The 21,091-nt window shown below is 40.5% G+C and carries 19 protein-coding genes and 1 pseudogene; 10 read left to right on the top strand and 10 right to left on the bottom strand.

The window, feature by feature from the left end; genetic code table 11:
* Positions 1–231: 231 nt before the first annotated feature.
* Genes SANK73390_RS22695 through gpsA form a run of 4 tightly spaced genes read left to right on the top strand, consistent with a single transcriptional unit; the run spans position 232 to position 2,469 of the window.
* Positions 232–663: a rhodanese-like domain-containing protein gene (locus SANK73390_RS22695; RefSeq protein WP_261592014.1), complete on the top strand. Its 432-nt coding sequence runs from the start codon at positions 232–234 to the stop codon at positions 661–663.
* Positions 664–675: 12 nt separating this feature from the next.
* Complete coding sequence (gene grxC / locus SANK73390_RS22690; RefSeq protein WP_462768583.1) at positions 676–933, top strand: glutaredoxin 3; 258 nt, start codon at positions 676–678, stop codon at positions 931–933.
* Between the two features lie 39 nt (positions 934–972).
* The gene (secB, locus tag SANK73390_RS22685; RefSeq protein WP_261592016.1) at positions 973–1,458 is read left to right on the top strand and encodes a protein-export chaperone SecB; all 486 of its coding nucleotides are present in this window, start codon (positions 973–975) and stop codon (positions 1,456–1,458) included.
* Between the two features lie 3 nt (positions 1,459–1,461).
* Positions 1,462–2,469 carry an NAD(P)H-dependent glycerol-3-phosphate dehydrogenase gene (gpsA, locus tag SANK73390_RS22680; protein WP_462768580.1) on the top strand — a complete coding sequence of 336 codons (1,008 nt, stop codon included), beginning with the start codon at positions 1,462–1,464 and terminating at the stop codon, positions 2,467–2,469.
* A 243-nt stretch (positions 2,470–2,712) separates the two neighbouring features.
* On the opposite strand, the gene SANK73390_RS22675 is transcribed toward gpsA, so the two are convergent.
* On the bottom strand, positions 2,713–3,591 hold the full coding sequence (locus SANK73390_RS22675) for a TIGR03899 family protein (RefSeq protein ID WP_462768579.1): 879 nt from the start codon (positions 3,589–3,591) through the stop codon (positions 2,713–2,715).
* Positions 3,588–4,082, bottom strand: a complete 495-nt coding sequence (locus tag SANK73390_RS22670) for an SRPBCC family protein (RefSeq protein ID WP_462768578.1) — start codon at positions 4,080–4,082, stop codon at positions 3,588–3,590. Before SANK73390_RS22670 ends, SANK73390_RS22675 begins: the two co-directional genes overlap by 4 nt.
* A 225-nt stretch (positions 4,083–4,307) precedes the next feature.
* Between SANK73390_RS22670 and SANK73390_RS22665 the strand changes: the two are divergent.
* Together SANK73390_RS22665 and SANK73390_RS22660 are read left to right on the top strand one after the other, a co-directional pair.
* Positions 4,308–6,516, top strand: a pseudogene (locus SANK73390_RS22665) (bifunctional diguanylate cyclase/phosphodiesterase).
* A gap of 103 nt (positions 6,517–6,619) precedes the next feature.
* Positions 6,620–8,800 carry a YgiQ family radical SAM protein gene (locus tag SANK73390_RS22660; RefSeq protein WP_462768575.1) on the top strand — a complete coding sequence of 727 codons (2,181 nt, stop codon included), beginning with the start codon at positions 6,620–6,622 and terminating at the stop codon, positions 8,798–8,800.
* Between the two features lie 171 nt (positions 8,801–8,971).
* Here SANK73390_RS22660 and dctP read toward each other — a convergent pair whose 3' ends face one another.
* Positions 8,972–10,099 carry a TRAP transporter substrate-binding protein DctP gene (gene dctP / locus SANK73390_RS22655; protein ID WP_462768573.1) on the bottom strand — a complete coding sequence of 376 codons (1,128 nt, stop codon included), beginning with the start codon at positions 10,097–10,099 and terminating at the stop codon, positions 8,972–8,974.
* A gap of 116 nt (positions 10,100–10,215) precedes the next feature.
* Between dctP and SANK73390_RS22650 the strand changes: the two genes are divergently transcribed.
* Entirely contained in the window at positions 10,216–11,724 is a 1,509-nt protein-coding gene (locus tag SANK73390_RS22650; RefSeq protein ID WP_462768571.1) for a sensor histidine kinase, read from the top strand.
* A 66-nt stretch (positions 11,725–11,790) separates the two neighbouring features.
* Here SANK73390_RS22650 and SANK73390_RS22645 read toward each other — a convergent pair whose 3' ends face one another.
* The 7 genes from SANK73390_RS22645 to SANK73390_RS22615 all read right to left on the bottom strand — a co-directional run bounded on the left by SANK73390_RS22645 (position 11,791) and on the right by SANK73390_RS22615 (position 17,957).
* Complete coding sequence (locus SANK73390_RS22645) at positions 11,791–13,620, bottom strand: DUF885 domain-containing protein (protein ID WP_462768569.1); 1,830 nt, start codon at positions 13,618–13,620, stop codon at positions 11,791–11,793.
* Positions 13,621–13,700: 80 nt separating this feature from the next.
* Positions 13,701–14,837: a radical SAM family heme chaperone HemW gene (gene hemW, locus SANK73390_RS22640; RefSeq protein WP_462768567.1), complete on the bottom strand. Its 1,137-nt coding sequence runs from the start codon at positions 14,835–14,837 to the stop codon at positions 13,701–13,703.
* Entirely contained in the window at positions 14,834–15,427 is a 594-nt protein-coding gene (locus SANK73390_RS22635; RefSeq protein WP_462768564.1) for an XTP/dITP diphosphatase, read from the bottom strand. Before SANK73390_RS22635 ends, hemW begins: the two co-directional genes overlap by 4 nt.
* Before the next feature lie 6 nt (positions 15,428–15,433).
* Positions 15,434–15,871 carry a DUF4426 domain-containing protein gene (locus tag SANK73390_RS22630; protein WP_462768562.1) on the bottom strand — a complete coding sequence of 146 codons (438 nt, stop codon included), beginning with the start codon at positions 15,869–15,871 and terminating at the stop codon, positions 15,434–15,436.
* An 11-nt stretch (positions 15,872–15,882) separates the two neighbouring features.
* Entirely contained in the window at positions 15,883–16,416 is a 534-nt protein-coding gene (locus SANK73390_RS22625) for a YggT family protein (protein WP_462768560.1), read from the bottom strand.
* Between the two features lie 9 nt (positions 16,417–16,425).
* Positions 16,426–17,247 (bottom strand): pyrroline-5-carboxylate reductase, encoded by an 822-nt coding sequence (gene proC, locus SANK73390_RS22620; protein ID WP_462768559.1) that lies wholly within the window; start codon positions 17,245–17,247, stop codon positions 16,426–16,428.
* A 14-nt stretch (positions 17,248–17,261) separates the two neighbouring features.
* The gene (locus tag SANK73390_RS22615) at positions 17,262–17,957 is read right to left on the bottom strand and encodes a YggS family pyridoxal phosphate-dependent enzyme (protein ID WP_462768558.1); all 696 of its coding nucleotides are present in this window, start codon (positions 17,955–17,957) and stop codon (positions 17,262–17,264) included.
* 30 nt (positions 17,958–17,987) lie between these two features.
* Between SANK73390_RS22615 and SANK73390_RS22610 the strand changes: the two genes are divergently transcribed.
* The 3 genes from SANK73390_RS22610 to SANK73390_RS22600 are packed head-to-tail and all read left to right on the top strand — an operon-like array spanning position 17,988 to position 21,021.
* A complete protein-coding gene (locus tag SANK73390_RS22610; RefSeq protein WP_462768557.1) occupies positions 17,988–19,031 on the top strand; it encodes a type IV pilus twitching motility protein PilT in 1,044 nt (347 codons plus the stop codon).
* Positions 19,032–19,040: 9 nt separating this feature from the next.
* Positions 19,041–20,159, top strand: coding sequence for a PilT/PilU family type 4a pilus ATPase (locus tag SANK73390_RS22605; RefSeq protein ID WP_462768556.1), 1,119 nt, complete (start codon positions 19,041–19,043; stop codon positions 20,157–20,159).
* Positions 20,140–21,021 carry a hypothetical protein gene (locus SANK73390_RS22600; protein WP_462768554.1) on the top strand — a complete coding sequence of 294 codons (882 nt, stop codon included), beginning with the start codon at positions 20,140–20,142 and terminating at the stop codon, positions 21,019–21,021. The genes SANK73390_RS22605 and SANK73390_RS22600 overlap by 20 nt, the downstream gene beginning before the upstream one ends.
* Positions 21,022–21,091: the final 70 nt, after the last annotated feature.

The raw sequence follows: 21,091 nt of genomic DNA, 5'->3' as shown, positions 1-21,091 counted from the left end.
CGCCATATTTTCCTAGCATACCTTGTTTTGTGTAACTATTCAGCCCTGTTACTATGATTTATCCTCATCTAAATCGCTTGTTTTTAAGTAAGTGGGGGCTTGTTAAGGTTTGAGTGTTCCGACAAAGGGCTATACCCAAAGGAATGCAAAATGTATACTGCTGGGCGATTCATTATACGGGTGCTTGAACAGTGTTATATCGAGTGCCCAGACTGTTAAGTTGGAAGGTGCATGGAACAATACATCGAATTTATTGGCAACAATGCTATTTTAAGTGTTATTTGGTTGGCCTTAGTCGCTATGATAGTGGCAAGTTGGTTTAAAAGTAAGTTTTCAGCCATTGCACAGGTGAACCCTCAGCAATTGACCTTATTGGTAAACCGGGAGAATGGGCAGGTTGTGGATATTCGTCCTGCAAAAGAGTTTAATGCTGGCAAAATTGCAGGCGCTGTACAATTGAGTGCTGAAAAAGCAAAGCAAAGTGACTTTGCAGGACTTGAAAAGTATAAAACTAAACCCATTATACTTGTGTGTACAACAGGCATGACCGCGTCGGGTATTGCTAATACGATGCACAAAGCAGGCTTTGAGCATGTTTATGTGCTTAATGGCGGAATGGGTTCATGGCAAAGTGCGGGATTACCAATCACCGCGGGAAAATAATAGGAGTCTTTTATGACTGAGGTTGTGATTTACACAAAAGATTATTGTCCGTTTTGCCACCGAGCAAAGGCAATGCTTGACGCAAAAGGTGTAACATACACTGAATATGATATCGCCAAGCAACCAGAGTTACGTGACGAAATGATAAAAAAAGCCAATGGTGGATATACTGTGCCACAAATTTTTGTCAACGATAATCACATTGGTGGCTGTGACGATATGATGGCTATTGATGCTAAAGGCGAATTAAACGCTTTACTCAACGTATAAAAGACATTAAATAAAAATTTAAAGAATTTAGGAACACTCATGACAGATCAAAACCAAAATGCGGCAACAGAACAACAAGAAAGTGCGCAATTTAATATTCAACGTATCTATACTAAAGATATTTCGTTTGAAACGCCAAATTCACCTGCGATTTTTCAAAAAGAGTGGACGCCTGAAATTAAACTAGACATGGATACGCGTTCTGAAAAGCTAGACAATAGCGTATTCGAAGTGGTTCTTGCTTTGACTGTAACAGCAACGATTGGTGAAGAAACGGCATTTTTATGTGAAATTCAACAAGCAGGTATTTTCTCAATCGCTGATTTAGAAGAAGTACAAATGGCACATATGCTAGGCGCTTTTTGTCCGAACATTTTGTTCCCATATGCTCGCGAAGCCGTGGCTAGCTTGGTAAATCGTGGTACTTTCCCACAGTTAAACCTAGCACCAGTTAACTTTGATGCGCTATTTGCTCAATACATGCAACAAAGAACTGCGCAAGCAGAGCAAACTGCTGACGCATAATCGATGAGTTCAGTTCAGTCAGCTGTAACTGTATTAGGGGCGGGGTCTTATGGCACCGCCCTTGCTATTTGTTTCGCTCGAAATGGCCACAAGGTGACTTTGTGGGGGCGAAATAAAGACGACGTTGCGACGCTTGCAGCTGAGCGCACAAACCAACGTTATCTGCCCGATTGTCCGTTTCCAGACTCTTTACAACTTGAAAGTGATTTATCTCAAGCTGTGAAAGCCAGTGAAATCGTTTTATTGGTGGTGCCGAGTCATGCATTTGCTGACACCCTTTCGCTAGTGAGTAATGATTTGTTACCTAACGCGCGTGTTGCTTGGGCGACCAAAGGATTAGAGCCTGAAACTGGGCGTTTGTTACAAGAGGTAGCGCAACAGCAGCTGGGCGAGCAAGTGTCATTGGCCGTATTATCAGGGCCTACGTTTGCAAAAGAAATGGCAGCTGGGTTGCCAACGGCTATCTCAGTGGCTGCAACTGATTGCGCATTCGCCAGTGAACTGGCCAAGTTGCTTCATTGTGGTCGCTCATTTCGGGTATACAACAATGATGACTTTATCGGTATTCAATTGGGCGGCGCAGTTAAAAATGTGATCGCTATTGGTGCAGGAATGTCTGATGGCTTTGGTTTTGGTGCTAATGCTCGAACTGCATTGATCACGCGAGGCCTAGCTGAGCTTTGCCGATTAGGTACGGCTCTTGGCGCTCGTCCTGAAACATTCATGGGTATGGCGGGTTTGGGAGATTTGATCCTCACTTGTACAGATAATCAATCGCGTAACCGTCGCTTTGGTTTGGCACTTGGTAAAGGTCTGGGTGTTGATGAAGCAATGCACAGTATTGGTCAAGTGGTCGAAGGTTATCGCAACACCAAAGAAGTCTATTTATTAGCTCAGCGTAGTGGTATTGAAATGCCAATTACTGAGCAAATTTATCATGTGTTGTATCAACAAAAAGATGTCAAAGAAGCGGCAATGGCGCTCTTAGGCCGCGAACAAAAAGCGGAGTGAGCTGAATATATCTTGCTGCTATTTAAGTGACAGTTAAGGTCTGATTTCAATAACAGAATGGATTCAGGCCTTTTTACTTTTAGGCTAGCGGTTTAATGAGAACCTATTCTCTTATTTGCAATTTACATAAGTTATTAAGTTGTATTGCTCATTTTGCGTATTGCCCCTCTTTAATTTGAACAAAATTTATACCTCAAAGTTCAACATATCCTAGCGCATGACTATGTACGCACATTACACGGGTTAACTCCACTGACAATCAAACTCATCAACGAATGCTTGTTCTAGTTGCTGTTTGTATTTTTTATTGATAGGTGAGCTGACGAGCTTTTTTAACTCATCTCCAGTTTGTGTTAATTTATAATAACTTAGTACCAGCTCATTACTTTTTGGAGTGAGGGTGAGCTTTTTGCTATGAAAAGAAAACTGTATTGACTGTCCTTGCTTTAAATTTGCAGATTCAATTTCTTTTCTATACACAATATTAATATCCATCAAAGTCAGTATATTGGGAAAGCTCAGGCCGGCACTACCTAGATTAATTGACTCTTTATTGCCTTTTCTTAGCAAATCAAAAAATGATGGCTTTTTATAGTAGCCTAGTAATATAAGGTAGCTGTCTTCTTTTTCTAAGTACCCACATAAAGCGGCGCACTTTTGTAACGCAGTGGCTTCTCTTTGGGTCATTTGCTTTAATGTTTGTAGACTTTTAATTGAAAAAGTACCTGGTGAAACAGTCTCCCCGACTAAAATTTTAGCCCAGAGTTTTTGCATATTTTGATTCGCAATATCTTCTGCTAAAACGATAAAATGCTCAAGCCAATCTGGGTCTGGACGCCCTTGACTTGTGACATCAGGACAAACACTTAGCGCCATTGCGGTAATTTGTTCTATGTTCTGTTGACGCTGTATTTTATTAAGTTGCTGGCGTTTTAACGCGCGCTTTAAAACACTTTCATCACTGCGTACTGAATAATTGATGGGCATAGTGCCTTTTGCACTATAACTATTGTCGGAGCCACTACGCGTGCCAAAATCACGACTTTTAACCATAGTAAAACCAAGCTTTTCTTCTATTAATGTTGCTAGACTTGCTTTAGCTTGGGCGTTTTTTACACTCATAGTGCAGCCCTTAATTTAAGTTCTGATTGCAAATTGTTATAGGCTGAAATTATCATTTGCCGTAAATAGTATTCAATATAAAGTGCAGTATAGCCACCTAGTAATGTTGAGTGCACCGCGCCAGATATTTGCCAGTTTACTGTAATAGAGTCATTGTGATGAGTAAAAGTTAACAGTCCTATTGCGCTATGCTCATTGTTAAATAGCATAGAAAATTCTATCCCTTGTTTTGTTTTTTTTGTAATTGTTAGCTCAATACGACCTAGTTGATGATCAATGGCGGCATGAGCCCCTACGCCGGTACTCGGTGTTGAGAAATGTATGTATTGGGTTTGGCTAATACGTTGCCACATCATTAGTTTTGACCACTGCTTTAAGTCGAGTAAAGCAAAAAGTTGGCGCTCATCAGTGGTCGAAAAGGTAATTTGTTGCTTTAATTGATACTTATGCGGCAACAGTAAGCCTGCTGCCACAAACAAGATTGTGACCAAAAGCAGTGCCTTCATTACAATGATGAGTATTTTAATACATACCTCCTGATGCAGTATTGCTGATATGCTACACGCAAGTACTTGAACATCGTCTATAATATCTCATGGGTGTGAGCGAAGTTTATATCTTGTAGTAAAAATGTACCACAATTCGTATGATGGTAAACGACTTAGTCAATCTAAGCACATAGAAAGTAAGTTGAGTGTTGAATTAAAGGATAAAAAATGGCGTCTGAACAAGATGATTTTTTGTTTTTAGATCATGATGAAGAACTTCAAGAAGTAGAAGAAGTTGCAAGCGCTGCTTGGGACATCTTGATTGTGGATGATGATCCTGAAATTCATTCTGTAACGACTTTGGCACTGTCAGGCGTTGAATTTTGGGGACGTTCTCTATTTTTTCATCATGCATACAGCGGCGCAGAGGCTATTGAAAAGCTGATCCACAACCCTGAAATTAGTGTGATGTTGTTAGATGTGGTTATGGAAACAGACGATGCCGGGTTAACTGTTGTTAAGCGTGTACGTGACGAACTTAAAAATAATAGTGTACGAATTATTTTAAGGACTGGGCAGCCTGGTCATGCGCCTGAAGAACAAGTTATTCGTGATTATGATATTAACGATTATAAAATGAAAACCGAGCTAACTCGCTCAAAACTTGTTACTTCTATGATGACAGCTGTGCGTTCTTATCGTCAGATTTGTGAGCTAGAAGCGCAGAGTTTAGCGTTGAGTTCTATTTTAGATGCATGTAAAGGTATCTTAGGCCATAATGATATTAGCTCGTTTAGCTTGGCTGTAGTAACACATTTAGCAAAAATTTTGGGAAGTGAAGCCAATGGTATTGTCTGTGGGCAATTAGGTAGAGGCAAGCGTTTTACCGTGCTTGGTGGAACGAGTCATTTTCAAGAGTCATTTGGTGATGGTTTAGAGCAGCTCGACAATGGCCGCGTAATTATGCAGGTACAAAACTGCTTTGACAGCGCTCAACATCAGCGTACAGAACATGATATAACTGTGTTGCTCAAAGGCAAAAATCGCAGCGCAGCTATTTATATAGAGTTGGACATACAACCAACAGATTCACAACTTCAATCAATGGAAGTATTTTTAGCCAATGTGAGTGTTGGGTTAGACAATATTAAGTTATTTAATGAACTACGAGATGTTGCTTACAAAGATCCATTGACTAAACTACCTAACCGTTCCAGTTTTACAGAAAAAATAACAAACTACTATAAGCCTAAAAGTAATGATCTATTGCTCATTCTCATTGATATAGCTCAGTTTTCAGATATCAATAATGGCTTGGGACAAGAGGTAGGTAACCAGTTGCTGATTGCGGTTATGACGCGCCTTGAGCAAGAGTTTCCACAAACTGAGTTATTAGCGCGTATTGGTGCAGATGTGTTTGCGCTGCTATTGCCCAAGGTCGCTTTTGAAGAGCAGATGTTTATAGATAGTTTATTAACGCCCTATCAAGTGAATGAGCATGTATTATCTATTCATTTTAGAGTGGGTGTGTGTGAACAAGATGACTTTGTGTGTAATGGCTTAGATACACTAAAGTTGGCTTATATTGCACTTAATCAAGCGAAGCAAGAAAACCGTGTGATAGGACGTTATACGAGTGACCTTGAAGAGAAAATGGCTTGGAAGCTAGGGCTGATCCGACAGCTAAGACAAGATTTTGAGCATAAAAGGCTTGAAGTATGGTATCAGCCACAACTATGTTTCAAAAATTTAGAGGTAGTTGGTTGTGAGGCATTACTCCGCTGGCCCTCAGGAAATGGTCGGTATATTTCCCCAGGTATTTTTGTTCCACTGGCAGAGAATGCGGGCTTGATTGTAGATATTGGTCAGTGGGTTTTGGAACAAGCATGTGAGCAACAAAAAAAGTTGGCTGCAATTGGCAAGTCAATTAGTGTGGCGGTAAATGTATCGGTTCCTCAGTTTAAAGTTGCTAACTATGCTCAAAGTGTAAAAGACACATTGCTAGAGTACCAAGTAGACCCTAAATTTATCGAACTGGAGGTTACAGAAAGTGTGGTCATGGATGAGGTTGGTGCTGTGGTTGAAACGTTAAGAGAGCTTCAAGAGTTTGGTGTAGAAGTAGCTATTGATGATTTTGGCACTGGGTTTTCATCATTGAGTTACTTGCAGACATTGCCATTTTCTCGTTTAAAAATTGATCGTGCATTTATTAAAGATATTCCACACAGTGATAGTGGCGCAATTGCTGAATTAGTTATTTCATTGGGACGTCACCTTGGTCGTAAAACAATTGCTGAAGGCGTTGAAACAAAAGAGCAAAGTGATTTACTCAAAAAAAATGGGTTGTGATGAAGTACAAGGGTTTATGTATGCCAAGCCCATGCCCAGTGAAGAGTTAATGATATTTTTAAAAAATTATAAGCCTAAAGTTGATTGAAGCGTCGCTAAGAAGCTAATTTAATATACTTGCTAATCTATGGTTTGTGGTCAGGAGCATTTAAGCTATAATTCGGCTCTTTTTTATCCTCTAGGCTGTCACTATGAGCACACTCAAAGCTGAACGTCCATTATTCTCATACCCAAAATACTGGGCTGAGTGTTATGGAACGGCTCCTTTTTTACCAACCACCCGTGAAGAAATGGACGCCTTAGGCTGGGATAGCTGTGACATTGTACTGATAACTGGCGATGCTTATGTGGATCACCCAAGTTTCGGCATGGCTGTAATTGGCCGCGTGCTAGAAGCGCAGGGCTTTAGGGTAGGAATTATTGCTCAGCCAGACTGGTCAAATAAAAATGCCTTTATGGACCTTGGTAAGCCGAATTTATTCTTTGGTGTAACAGCGGGTAACATGGACTCTATGATTAACCGTTATACTGCAGAAAAACGTATGCGCCATGATGATGCATATACGCCTGACAATATAGGTGGAAAGCGTCCAGACCGTGCCGTGGTTGTTTATAGCCAACGTTGCCGCGAAGCTTATAAAGAAGTGCCTTTGGTGATCGGAGGTATTGAAGCAAGCTTAAGACGCATCGCGCATTATGACTATTGGCAAGAAAAGGTACGTCGTAGCATTATCTTTGATGCTAAAGCCGATATTCTTATTTATGGCAACGCAGAACGCCCGTTGGTTGAAGTTGCTCACCGTATCGCTAAAGGCGACTCTATCGAAGACATTCAAGATGTACGTGGTACTGCCGTTATTCGCAAAACCCCTTTGCCACAATGGCGAGGTAGTGACTCTACAGCCATCGACAAAGTGGGAAAAATTGATCCAATCCCCAACCCCTATGGTGCCGATGATGTTGGCTGTAGCAAATCTGAATTTACCAAAGCGGGTATTGATTTATCTACCGATACTGCAAAACCTATTACAATTCAGCCACCAAGATTAAAGCCTTGGGAAAAGGTGTATGTAAAGTTGCCAGCTTATGAACAGGTTAGTGTCAATAAACCTTTGTATGCTCATGCTTCTCGAATTTTACACCAAGAAACTAACCCAGGATGTGCTCGAGCGCTTTTTCAGCGCCATGGTGATCGCTATATTTGGGTTAACCCGCCAGCTTTCCCGTTGGAGACGCATGAGATGGATGCGGTATTTGGATTACCTTATCAACGCGTGCCGCACCCAAGTTATGGGGATGCAAAAATACCGGCCTATGACATGATCAAAACATCGGTCAACATTATGCGAGGCTGTTTTGGGGGATGTAGTTTTTGTTCTATCACTGAACATGAAGGACGAATTATTCAAAGTCGTTCAGAAGAATCAATTATCGAAGAGATAGAACAAATCCGTGATAAAGTACCGGGCTTTACTGGGGTTATTTCTGATTTAGGTGGCCCTACTGCAAATATGTACAAGTTACGTTGCAAAAGTAAAAAAGCAGAAAGTACGTGCCGCCGTTTATCGTGTGTTTATCCTGATATTTGCAAACATATGGACACCGACCACACGCCAACTATTGATTTATATCGTAAGGCGCGAGATGTTGAAGGAGTAAAGAAAATACTTATTGCATCGGGTGTTCGTTATGATTTGGCGATTGAAGACCCTCGCTACGTAAAAGAGTTGGTGACGCACCATGTTGGCGGTTATTTGAAAATAGCGCCAGAACATACCGAGCAAGGCCCTTTGTCTAAAATGATGAAACCGGGTATGGGTACATACGATAAATTTAAAGCATTATTTGATAAATACTCAAAAGAAGCAGGAAAAAAGCAGTATTTGATCCCGTACTTTATTTCAGCGCACCCAGGCACAACAGATGAAGATATGGTTAATATGGCGTTATGGTTAAAATCAAATGATTTTAAGTTAGATCAGGTGCAAAACTTCTACCCATCACCGATGGCTAATGCGACAACGATTTACCACACCGAAATGAATTCGCTGCGAAATATTAAAAATAACAAAGAGCAGGTGAGTGTACCTAAAGGCGCAAGGCAGAGACGGTTACATAAGGCTATTTTACGTTATCATGACGAATCAGGTTGGCCTATGATCCGTGAGGCGTTACGCGCTATGGGCAAAGCGAACCTGATTGGTAAAGGACCAAACTGCTTAGTACCAGAAGAGGGAAGAGCACAAAGGTCAAAGGCAAATCGTAAAGGTAAAGGTGGGCAAGCAGCACTGACTCGTCATACCGGATTTGGCCAGTTCAAAAAAGCGAATACTAAACCCAAAGTGGCAGGCAATAGACAAAGAGCAAAATAGTATATCAGTAAAAAATGAGTCTATATGATTTTAAAAAATTGACCATTCTAGCGAGCTATATAACTCATTAACGGCGTTAAAAATTACTCATGTAGAATATGTTACTAAGCCAATTATCTATCGCACTATCTGATTATTTTTTTAATGTCATTGGTATAACTTGAATGTGATTTAAAGGTTAGCAGCGTCATAAAACTGCTCAAATAGTGCTTCATCACCAAGGAGTGCTTGTTTGAGTGGGCTCCATTGTCTTAGCTGGTGGCCTGCTACGGCTCGCCACTGCGCCATTTCATCCACTGTAGGTTGGTAAATCTTTGTGCCTAGTTGTTTTAAGCCAAGTTCACAATATTGTTCAACCCGAGGGAGCTGCGCTAAATGTGCCTCAAAAGTTGCTTTAGAGGCAGTTTTTAGAGCATACCTCAACTCTTTTGACAAGCTATTAAACCAAGACTGATTCACTACAAATAACCAACCATCTTGAACACTCTTAATTTGTGACACAGTCCCCAGATGCTGTTTTAAATTATTCGGGCCATTAAACAGCCCAACTACAGAAGGGTCGAGCGCATTAATCCGTCCACCTCGTGCGAGAGTGGCCGTTTTATTCCAAGGAACTTCAACGGCCGAAGTACCACACAAATCATAAAATTGTTGCAGTGCTTTACTTGCCGGTATACGAAATATGATGTTGTGCATATCTTGTGGTGTTTTGATTGTTTCGCCATAGCGTTTCGTTGAAGTTGCGGTTCTTGTTCCGGGTAAGTAATGCATTAAAATTGTTAATTTACCTTGGCGATGTATTTTATCGATGATTTGACTTTGCCATAACTTGGATGAAATAAGTTTGAGGTAGTTGTGTCGTTGCGCGCACCAAAATGGAATATTAAGTATATCCAGTGCTGGTAGGATGGGTGTTAAATTTGATACTGAGATCAGCGCACCATGAATAGAGCCTCTGGCAACGAGTGCCGCAAGCTTGGTACCAACACCTAATTTACCTTTGTGGAACACATTTAAATATATTTTACTGTTACTGAAATACTCAATATTTTCTTTTAGCTGTTGATGCATATGAGGTGATGAGCGCCACTGATTTGTATCATAGGGTGAAGCAAATACCATATTAATTAATGCCTGATTGCACCGCTCAAACTCTTGCTCATTCACTGTTTTGCAATTATCTTGTGCAAATAAAGGAAGTGGTAAAGTGAGCCCAGCACCTAGGTAAGCTAATTGTTTAGTAAAGAGCCGACGAGTTGGACTATTGTTGTTGGCATACTCTTTTTTATCAGCTGTCATACTACTTAAATTATTAACTTGATAATGATTTAAGCTTAGCAGAGAACAACCATATATTGGTGTTAAGCACTTTATTTACTAAGCTTATGTTATAACCCTTTGTTGAGCAGTCATTTGTGCAAATTTCACAGTCAAAGTTAGTTTTTAAAGTCGTACTTGTTAGCGGGCTGATGTTGAGTGTTTTTATAGCTTGGATTTTGATCTCTCTAGTTTATGAGCAACTCAGAACTGAGCAACAATTAAACCAATTTAACCGTTTGTTTCAGAGTGTACAACATACCTATACCACAATAGCAACGCAGGACAAAGGTCTAGCAGAATATACTTTAGCTGTGAAAAAGTTGCAGCGCTATTTGAGGGATCACCAAAGTCAAAACTCCTCTTTTTTTAGTCAAAATTTGGTAACTCAAGTTGACTTACAAGTAGCATTACTTGCTTTTGAGGACACAGCCTTAAATGACCCGCCTATGCAGCTTCAGGTATTAAATAACACTCGCTTTTTACAACTTTCTGAGGGTAATAATGCTTTATCTGAAACATTTACTCAGCAATTTTCAAATAACCCAGCCTCTGAGCAACCCATTGATCTGAGATGGTGGTCTTTGTTATTAGTTGTACTATTTTTGTGGGGAGCTTGGTTGTATTGTCTTTATAGAAAGCTAAGCCAAGGTATTGCATTAACAGAGCAAGTGCTCAGTGATGTCAAAGGGCTACAGTCATATCGTTTACCTGAGCATTGTAAAGGGCAGTTAGTTGCAGAGCCTCAATTGCAAGAACTGCTTGAGTTTACGAATGTGTTAGCAACAAGGTTAGATCAGGTGCATGCACGATTTATAGAACAGGCGCAAGAAGCTACTTTAGGTAGTATGATCCAAGGCTTTTCTAAATCATTACAGCATACCGTTGAGCATGCGGCAACACACCAAAAGCGGCTAAATACCATTGTAAACAAGCTTACCTGTGGTCAAGCGAATGAAGGTCAAGTATCTCAATTGTTAACTAAATCACAGCAAATATTAACGCAATTAGATGTGGAACTTGCAAATATTTATGACCTATTAGCTGACTTTGAGCATATCTCAAATTATCAGCAGTTTGATGTAGTTGTGGAGTTTAATCTTAAACAACTGGTTGAAAATGTATTTGTACGTCATAGTACTGAACTTATAACCGAGCAGTTTCAGGTTAGTTATGAGATACCTGATACGTTGCAACTGCAAAGCTACCCAGCGGTATTTGAACAAGTATGCCATCACTGTATTAGTAATAGCGTTAAACATGCAAAACATACAGATAAACCATTACATATTGTGGTGTCTGCTATGGTTGTGAATGACTTTGTTCATTTGTACTTTAAAGATGATGGGGTGGGGATAGACAGTGAGCTATTACCTATTTTAGCTCAGCCATCGCTCAATAGTCGACAGCATTTTGGCAAATTAGGTTTGGGGTTGAGTGTGATTTATCATTTAGTGACAGATAAGTTAAAGGGGGAGTTAAAAGTTCAAAGTCCTGCACACGGTGGTGCATGCATTCATATAGTGTTGGCAAATACTCTGTTTAGTCAATCACCTACTGTGCGAACAAGTTACCGTAAAAAATATAATGAAAGCAAGGCTCCTTAGGTATGGTTTCTTAATAATTGAAAAAGGCTGCTATTGCAGCCTTTTATTATTCATTAGTAAAAAGTCTTAAGACTTTTTACTTGCTACCCATTCATCAACAAAGTTCTCTAGTACGTTCAATGGTACTGGACCATTTTTTAGAACTACATCATGGAACTGGCGAATATCAAATTTGTCACCTAACTCTTTTTTAGCCGCTTCTCTTAGCTCTAAAATTTTCAACATACCAATTTTATAAGCGGTAGCTTGCGATGGCATAACGATATGACGTTCAACCATTTTTACGCCGTCAGACTTTGCATTTGGAGTATTATTTACATAGTAATCAATACCTTCTTGACGTGTCCATTTCATTGCATGAATGCCGGTGTCGACAACTAGTCGACATGCACGCCATAGTTCCATTGCTAAGCGACCAAAATCTGAGTAAGGGTCTTCATACAAGCCCATTTCTTTTGGTACAAGTTCAGAGTATAAACCCCAACCTTCAATATAGGCTGTATAGCCACCAAATTTTCTGAACTTAGGAACACCTTCAAGCTCTTGTGCAATAGCAATTTGCATATGGTGCCCTGGTAGCCCTTCATGATAAGCCAATGCTTCCATTTGGTAAGTTGGCATAGCCTCCATATCATACAAGTTCGCGTAGTAAATACCTGGACGTGAGCCATCTGGAGCTGGTTGTTGGTAAAATGCTTTACCTGCAGCTTTTTCTCGGAAAGCTTCAACACGTTTTACAATCATGTCTGCTTTTGGCTTAACAATGAATAGCTCATCAAGGCGTAATTTCATGTTATCGATAAGTGCAGTAGCTTCGTTCAGGTATTGCTCTTTACCAGCCTCAGTATTTGGCAAATAGAACTGCTTATCCGTTTTCATGAACTCCATGAACGCTTTTAAGTCACCTTTAAAACCCACTTTGTCTTTAATTTCACGCATTTCATCATGGATGCGAGCGACTTCAGATAGGCCAATTTCATGAATTTCTTTAGCTGATAAGTCAGTCGTTGTCGTGCGAGCTAACGCATTGTTGAAAAACGCTTCACCGTCAGGGAATTTCCAAGCACCATCGCGGTTGTCTGCTCGTTTCTCTAGTTGTGCAAGGTAATTAATAAGCTTGCTATAAGAAGGTTTTACAGCGACTTTTAATGCATCAGTTGCTTGAGCAATAAGCGCTGATTTTTCATCATCAGCAATGCTTAGTTTCTCAACTTTACGTTTAAAGTCTGCCAGTAAGGTTGAGTCAGCACCATTATCAAAAGGTGCGCCAACAATGATATTTTTGCTTGATTCAATCACATGAGGAAAAACAAATTTAGGAGCAATAACTCCTTTGTTAGCTCGACTCTTTAAATCGTCAATCAGTTGTTCAAAAACTTTTGGTACACCATTTAAACGTGAAATATATGCTTTTGCATCTTTCACATCAGAGATTTGATGTTGGTTGATTAAAAACGCTGGCACCATTGAGTGAGTACCAAACATTTGGTTCACAGGATAGTTATGATGGCGCCATTTAAAGTCAGCTATTTCATTTTCTAAGTTTTGTTGCATTAAGTCATAGCTAACTTGTGTCGCAGTATCTAATTTATTACGGTCTATGCTTTTTAGTGTTAAGAGATCTTTTTTGGTTAGCGCTAAATCTTCTAGCGCTCGTTCTTCACTTTCGTCATCCCACTTATCGTAATCTTGCTTAATCCCCATGTAAGTTTGATAAACAGGGCTTCGCATTACATTACGAGTAAACACTTCTTCAAAAAATGCATTCGCTTTTTCGATTTCGCTTTGTGCTATTTGTTGCACTTGTTGTGTAGGAGCTGGTTTTTCGGCTGTTTGCTGACAACCACCTAGTAAAGCTACGCTAATAGCAGCGGCAATAACAGTAAGTTTACGCATTGTTCTACCTTTGTTGTTATTTAGGAGCCTAAGGCTCAGTCTTAAAAAAATGTATAAAAATTGGCGATTATTAAAACAATTTAAACAAATGATTGTAGCAGGTCGTTTAAATACCTGTGGCCCTTATTTGTAACTAACCATGAATCACCCTGATCAAGCAATAGGCCTTTTGATTGAGCATTATTAAGCTTGTTTTCAATGAGTGCTAGCGACAGTCCAGTAAAGTCGATAAATTCTTGCTTATTACAGGGTTGTTGCAAGCGCAGGCAATTCATAAAAAACTCAAATGGTCGATCTTTGTGCTCGACCTGCCAGCTGTCAAACAGATACGGTTTAGTTAAGTCCATGTACCCTCTAGGGTGCTTTACTTTAACTGTTCGCACGATCTCATTTAGGCCTGGTTGGGTAATTTTGCCATGTGCTCCACATCCGATCCCAAGATAATCGCCGAACTGCCAATAATTCAGGTTGTGTTTACATTGGTATCCTGTTTTTGCATAGCCAGATATTTCGTATTGCTGATATCCCGCCTGTGCTAATAAAGCTTGACCTTGTTCTTGAATATCCCAAAGAGTTTCGTCTTCGGGAAGAACTGGGGGTTTAGAAGCAAATTGTGTATTTGGCTCAATAGTGAGTTGGTACCAAGAAATATGCGGTGGATGCAAATCAATGACACGCTGAAGGTCGCTCAATGCATCAGGTAGTGTTTGGTGTGGTAAACCATGCATTAAATCCATGTTGAATGAGTTTAACCCAGCTTTCTTTGCTTCGTTAGCTGCATTGAGTGCCTCTTGTTCACCATGAATACGGCCAAGCGCTTTGAGCTTGTCTGATTGAAGGCTTTGTACACCAATCGATATTCGATTAATACCAGCCTCAACATAGTGCTTGAAGCGGTCTGTTTCGACGGTACCTGGATTTGCTTCTAAGGTTATTTCAATACCCGGTTCAAATTCTACTAAGTTATTTATTTCGCCTAATAAATACCGGTAAGCGTCGGCGGATAGTAAACTAGGCGTGCCGCCGCCGATAAAAATGCTATGTAGCTTGCGGTTTTGCACCAAGTGTAAGTCGGCTTTAAAGTCGGCTAATAAATGCTGTACATACTCTTGTTCAGGCACTTTGCCTTTTAAGCTATGACTGTTGAAATCACAATAAGGGCATTTTTGTATACACCATGGAACGTGTATGTATAAGCTTAGTGGAGGCAGTTTCACAAACGAGCCTGCAGTTGAGTGAGCAACATATTGAGTGCTTGGCCTCGGTGGCTAATGGCATTTTTTTGTGCTTTAGTCAGGTCTGCACTGGTACACTCGAGTTGTGGAATATAAAAAATAGGATCATATCCAAAACCTTCACGACCTTGCTGCTTAGTTGTGATTTCACCCTGCCAACTTGCTTGGCAAATAATGGGCGTAGGATCGTTGGCATGGCGCATATATACCAGTACACACCAAAAGCGGGCGCTTCGTACGGGGTTGTCGCCAAGCTCTAATAACAATTTGTCGATATTATCTTGGTCGTTGGCATTGATACCTGCATAGCGCGCAGAAAAAATGCCCGGCGCGCCGTTAAGCGCGTCGACCTCTAATCCCGAGTCATCAGCAATGGCCGCAAGGCCTGTCACTTTAGCTGCATGACGCGCTTTAATAATGGCATTTTCTACAAAGGTAGTGCCAGTTTCTGCCACATCTGAAACACTAAACTGACTTTGCGGTAATACTTCAATGCTGAGCTCACTGAGCATATTTGCAAGCTCTTTCACTTTGCCTTGATTACCTGTCGCTAAGACAATTTTTTGGGTCATACTACTTTAATCCACATAAAATTTTTGCTGAAACTTTAATACCTGCTGGGTATTACCTTGTTGAATGTTTATCGTAAAACGATAAATCTCTTCATTATCAAAATCTATTTGCGCAAGGTAATAGATCGACTCCCCGTCAACAACCTCTTTAAACGTGAGTGTTTGCTTATTGCCAATTAGGTTGCGGGCTTCACCTGTTAAAGTCGCTTGTTGCGCCGTTTTTTCAGTGTTATTTTTTAACACTGAAATATTCACAACTGCTTTGTAGTTACTGCGTTCTAAGTCGTAAGCTCTGGCAATGTTAGGCTGTATAAAGGTTGAAGGAAAAGCAATATAATGGACTTGCCAAGCGCCTAATTCTTTAAATTGACCACCTTGAGTTGACTGTGCTTGCACAAAAGTAGAGGCAATAAGCACTAAGGCTAAGAGAAAATACTTGTTCATGATTAAGGCTCCTATGCGAGTAAGTCCATTACCAGCAATTGTAAAAATTGCATACCAATGATCAGCACTAAGATTGATAAGTCTAAACCGCCCAGTGGTGGAATAACTTTACGAATAGGTCTTAACATCGGTTCAGTTAGTTGATCAAATACCGCTGCTATGGGGTTGTAGCCTTGTGCAACCCAACTTAATATTGCTCTAATGATAAGTATCCAAAATACCAAAGAGAATGCTTCTTTCAATACGGTCACAACACCATTGATCAATGTACTGATAGGGTCCCAGCCGCCATAAAAAAGCACCATGAGCAAAGATACTTTAGCAAAGCCCACAATGAACGCCAGTAATAAAGAAGCAAAGTCGAGCCCTCCGACACCAGGAATTATTTTTCGCAGTGGATTGACTGCAAATGAAGTCACTTTTACGACCGTTTGGCTCAGTGGGTTATAAAAATCAGCACGCACTAGCTGTAACCAAAATCGTAACAATACGACCATTAAGAATAGATCAAAAACGATCCCGATTAAAAATTGCATGGAGTTCATAAATTAACCTTATATTTCTTTTTCCATTTCTTCAGCGCGGGCAATACAAGCATCCATTGCACCTGCGACTGTCGCGTGTAAGTTTTGAGATTTTAGGTGTTCAACCGCAGCATGAGTGGTGCCGCCTTTAGAGGTAACGTTTGCTCGTAATTGAGCGATGCTGATATCGGGCTGAGAGAGAGCCATTTCAGCGGCTCCTAATGCTGTTTGTTGTACTAACAGACGAGCTTGCTCAGCACTAAAGCCAAGCGCTTTGGCTTTTTCTTCAATGGCTTCCATAAACAAGAAAAAGTAGGCTGGTGAAGAGCCTGTTACAGCAATAACATCATTAATCTGGGATTCTTGCTCTACCCAAGTTGCAATGCCAGTAGCAGAAAATACTTCAGTCACATAATCGTGTTCATCTTGGCTAATGTCTTCACCATATAAGCCACAGACACCTCTGCCCAATAGACAAGGGGTATTTGGCATACAGCGCACCATTTTTACCTTTTGTGCAAGCATGTCTCTTAGGCGAGTGACGGTGATACCGGCAGCAACAGAGATAAACAACTTATCGCTGATATCAACACCTGAATCTTGAAAGCTTTGGCAAAGTTCAGCCATCATTTGAGGTTTTACAGACAAGACAATCACATCAGCATCTCGTAAAGCTTGGTTATTATCTGAGGTGGTTTGTACTTGGAAGTCAGCTGCTACTTTGGCGAGTTTATCTTTGTTACGGTTAGTAGCGATAATGCTTTGTGGTGCAAAGCCGTTTTTAATCATGCCGCCAATGATCGCGTAACTCATATTACCTGTGCCGATGAATGCAATTGTTTTATTTGACATAGCGAGTACTTACCTTATTTTCTTGAGCCAAAAATATCAGTGCCAATGCGTACCATAGTGGCACCAGCTTCTATTGCTGGTTCTAAATCACCACTCATACCCATCGACAATGTATCTAGCTGAGGATATTGGTCCTTTAGTCTATCAAAGCAAGCTTTCATTTGCTGGAAATATTGTAATTGTTTATTTTTATCATCAGTTTGTTCTGTTATGGTCATCAGCCCTCTAAGGTTAAGTTGACGACTGTTATCGATAAATTCTGCAAGTTGATCAAGGTCTTCTAACTGGCAGCCAGATTTGTTTTCATCTGCACTGATATTTACTTGAATAAGTACATTCAGAGGTAGCAAATTAGTGGGTCGCTGTTCATTTAAGCGTCTTGCAATTTTTTCTCGGTCTACGCTTTGCACCCAACTAAAGTGCTCAGCGACTAAACGTGACTTATTAGATTGGATAGGGCCAATAAAATGCCACTGAATGTCTTTTTTATCTTTTAAGTGGGTTATTTTATCTACCGCTTCTTGAACATATGACTCACCAAATTGGCGTTGGCCTTGTGCATATGCCTCTTCGATAAGTTCAATAGGTTTAGTCTTAGAAACTGCTAAAATAGTAACAGGGTGATCACTTAGATGATTATCTGTACGTTGTTGTGCGGCTTTTTCTACGCGGGCGTAGGCCAAGTTAAGTCGTTCTGCTATTGTAACCATATTATTTTTCAGCTCGTAGTGGAGTCATACATGGATATTACTGAGTTATTGGCTTTTAGTGTGCAACACAAAGCCTCCGATTTACATTTATCATCGGGCGTATCGCCTATGATACGCGTTGATGGTGACGTGCGTCGCGTTAATATTCCAGCGCTTGAAGCGAAGGATGTTAACAATCTGGTGTACGATATCATGAATGATAACCAGCGCAGAGACTATGAGCAAAATCTAGAGGTAGATTTTTCTTTTGAAGTGCCCAATTTAGCCCGCTTTCGTGTTAATGCCTTTAATACCAATAGGGGGCCTGCGGCTGTTTTTAGGACCATTCCAGCGGATGTATTAAGCTTGGATGACTTGGGTGCGCCGGATATTTTTCGTAAAATTGCAGAGTATCGTAAGGGGTTAGTGCTGGTCACCGGTCCAACAGGTTCGGGTAAGTCTACAACGCTGGCAGCTTTGGTTGATCATATTAATGCAACGCAGCATTACCATGTTCTAACAATCGAAGACCCTATTGAATTTGTTCATAAAAACCAAAAAAGTTTGATAAACCAACGAGAGGTCCATCGTGATACTCGCAGTTTTAAAGCGGCATTACGCAGTGCATTACGTGAAGACCCTGATGTTATTTTAGTTGGTGAACTACGTGATTTAGAAACCATACGATTAGCCATGACAGCCGCTGAAACCGGACATTTAGTGTTTGGTACATTGCATACTACGTCTGCACCGAAAACAATTGACCGAATTATTGATGTTTTTCCCGGTGAAGAAAAAGACATGGTGAGATCTATGCTGTCAGAGTCACTTCAAGCGGTGATCTCACAAACATTAGTGAGAAAAGTAAGTGGCGGACGTGTTGCAGCACACGAAATTATGCTTGGCACACCCGCTATACGTAACTTGATCCGAGAAGATAAAATCCCGCAGATGTACTCAACGATTCAAACGGGTGCAATCCACGGTATGCAAACAATGGAGCAGTGTTTGACTAACTTTGTCAACAGAGGAGTCATATCACAACAAGATATCCAAACTCAGACGCAAGATAAACGTAATCAGAGTAATTTTTAAGGAGTACTGATGCTGCTAGATAAATATTTTCAACTCATGGTTGATAAACAAGCTTCGGACCTTTTTGTGTCTGCTGGATTAACGATTAGTGCTAAAATTGACGGTGAATTACGCTCACTTGATGACGAGCCCATAAATGCTGCTAAGTCTTTGTCTTTGGTCGAGTCGCTGATGACACCTAAACAAAAACAACAGTTTCATGAACATAAAGAATGTAACTTTGCGATAGTAACTGATGTTGGTCGATTTCGTGTCTCAGCTTTTTGGCAACGTGATTGTGCGGGCATGGTCATACGTCGGATCATCACAGCAATCCCAGATGTACAAGAGCTTGGTCTACCGTCAGTATTAACTGATGTTATTATGGCCAAAAGAGGGTTGCTGTTATTTGTAGGTGGCACTGGAACTGGTAAGTCAACTTCATTGGCTGCGTTGCTGGGGTATCGTAACCGAAATCAGCGTGGGCATATTCTGACGATTGAAGACCCTATTGAGTTTGTTCATGAGCATAAAAAGAGCATTATTACTCAGCGTGAAGTGGGGCTCGATACCGAAACTTTTGAAGCAGCACTAAAAAGCTCTTTACGCCAAGCCCCTGACGTCATTTTAATTGGTGAAATACGCTCCCAAGAAACCATGGAGTATGCACTGAGCTTTGCAGAAACTGGTCATTTATGTGTGGCTACTTTACATGCCAATAATGCTAACCAAGCCATTGACCGTATTATGCACCTTGTTCCAAAAGAGAAACATGACAAACTAAAATATGATTTAGCACTGAATTTGCGGGCTATTGTCGCTCAACAGCTCGTGCCTTCATCCAAAGGAGAAGGGCGAGAAGCGGCAATTGAAATTTTATTAAACACGCCATTGGTCGCTGAGTTAATTAAAAAAGGAGATGTGGGGTCGATTAAAGAAGCGATGGGCAAGTCTAAAGAAATGGGCATGCAAACGTTTGATCAAGCATTATTTGAACTGTATAAACAACAGCGAATTAATTATGCAGATGCATTGCATCATGCTGATTCACCTAATGATTTAAGGTTGATGATAAAACTGCAAAATAATGAGCAACAAGGCGCTGGGTTCTTGCAAGGGGTCACGGTTGATGGGCTCGATAAAAGATAATCTATATAATGCACTCACGTTAGGTGTAATGCTTATTACACCGCTTTTTGTCAGTGCAACAGATAATGTTCAAATGTACATTCGCGATGATGTATATGCTGATTATCAACGTTTTTTAAATGGTCGAACTGTCACGGAAATTGACAACTTCAGCGGCAGATACATTCGCCGTGATGTGGTTGATATGATTTTAGTTCAAAAAGCGCTGCAACTAGGCGGCTTTGACAAGTCATTTGATTATCAAGTTGGTAATGTTAATTTTCGTAATACAAAACTACTTGAACAGGGTAAGTTATTACTTAGTTTTGATAGTTATTGGCTCGCGGATGCTAAACCATTGGCAGAACATATTTTTATCACCGATGCAGTGATACGCCGAGGTGAGTATTTTGCTGGTTTATACTATTCGCCACAAAATAGTAAAATGACAGACTTATCAAGTTTTGACGGGTTGAATACATTGACTGCGGTTAGTACACCAAGATGGCGTACAGACTGGGAGACGTTAAAAAAATTGCCATTAAAGCGTCATGTTTTGGAGCATGAATGGGTAGCGCAAGCTCGTATGGTTAGCATGCAGTGGGTTGATTTTATGCTAATGCCGCTCATGCCAAATAAAAGTAACGAATATATACTAGAGGGCATTCACTTGGTGGCTCATCCAAAGTGGGTTGTATTACTTGATGGCAGCCGGCATTTTGTAGTCTCTAAGTATCATCCTGATGGCGAACGTGCTTTTGCCGCTTTGCAGTTAGGCTTGGCGAAACTAAGATCAAAAGGCTTGGTTAAACTTGCCTATCAACAAGCGGGGTTTGTGCCTGATTGGTCTAAAAGGCAAGAGCTTAAACCTCAGGCTAATTAAGCTCAGTTAATTAATAAGCGAGCTTGCTTACTCTCGCGTTACTTTCATTTGCCAGAGCCAGCAATTAAGA

This window comes from Pseudoalteromonas sp. SANK 73390 (assembly GCF_054966645.1).
The sequence above is the reverse complement of the archived record's forward strand: the minus strand, read 5'-3'. Positions and strand labels throughout refer to the sequence as shown.

Excerpts from the sequence above, each read along its gene's own strand:
- SANK73390_RS22695 (WP_261592014.1), top strand. The coding sequence starts at position 232 with ATGGAACAATACATCGAATTTATTGGCAACAATGCTATTTTAAGTGTT.
- grxC (WP_462768583.1), top strand. The coding sequence starts at position 676 with ATGACTGAGGTTGTGATTTACACAAAAGATTATTGTCCGTTTTGCCAC.
- secB (WP_261592016.1), top strand. The coding sequence starts at position 973 with ATGACAGATCAAAACCAAAATGCGGCAACAGAACAACAAGAAAGTGCG.
- gpsA (WP_462768580.1), top strand. The coding sequence starts at position 1,462 with ATGAGTTCAGTTCAGTCAGCTGTAACTGTATTAGGGGCGGGGTCTTAT.
- SANK73390_RS22675 (WP_462768579.1), bottom strand. The coding sequence starts at position 3,591 with ATGAGTGTAAAAAACGCCCAAGCTAAAGCAAGTCTAGCAACATTAATA.
- SANK73390_RS22660 (WP_462768575.1), top strand. The coding sequence starts at position 6,620 with ATGAGCACACTCAAAGCTGAACGTCCATTATTCTCATACCCAAAATAC.
- dctP (WP_462768573.1), bottom strand. The coding sequence starts at position 10,099 with ATGACAGCTGATAAAAAAGAGTATGCCAACAACAATAGTCCAACTCGT.
- SANK73390_RS22645 (WP_462768569.1), bottom strand. The coding sequence starts at position 13,620 with ATGCGTAAACTTACTGTTATTGCCGCTGCTATTAGCGTAGCTTTACTA.
- SANK73390_RS22635 (WP_462768564.1), bottom strand. The coding sequence starts at position 15,427 with ATGACCCAAAAAATTGTCTTAGCGACAGGTAATCAAGGCAAAGTGAAA.
- SANK73390_RS22630 (WP_462768562.1), bottom strand. The coding sequence starts at position 15,871 with ATGAACAAGTATTTTCTCTTAGCCTTAGTGCTTATTGCCTCTACTTTT.
- SANK73390_RS22625 (WP_462768560.1), bottom strand. The coding sequence starts at position 16,416 with ATGAACTCCATGCAATTTTTAATCGGGATCGTTTTTGATCTATTCTTA.
- proC (WP_462768559.1), bottom strand. The coding sequence starts at position 17,247 with ATGTCAAATAAAACAATTGCATTCATCGGCACAGGTAATATGAGTTAC.
- SANK73390_RS22615 (WP_462768558.1), bottom strand. The coding sequence starts at position 17,957 with ATGGTTACAATAGCAGAACGACTTAACTTGGCCTACGCCCGCGTAGAA.
- SANK73390_RS22610 (WP_462768557.1), top strand. The coding sequence starts at position 17,988 with ATGGATATTACTGAGTTATTGGCTTTTAGTGTGCAACACAAAGCCTCC.
- SANK73390_RS22605 (WP_462768556.1), top strand. The coding sequence starts at position 19,041 with ATGCTGCTAGATAAATATTTTCAACTCATGGTTGATAAACAAGCTTCG.
- SANK73390_RS22600 (WP_462768554.1), top strand. The coding sequence starts at position 20,140 with ATGGGCTCGATAAAAGATAATCTATATAATGCACTCACGTTAGGTGTA.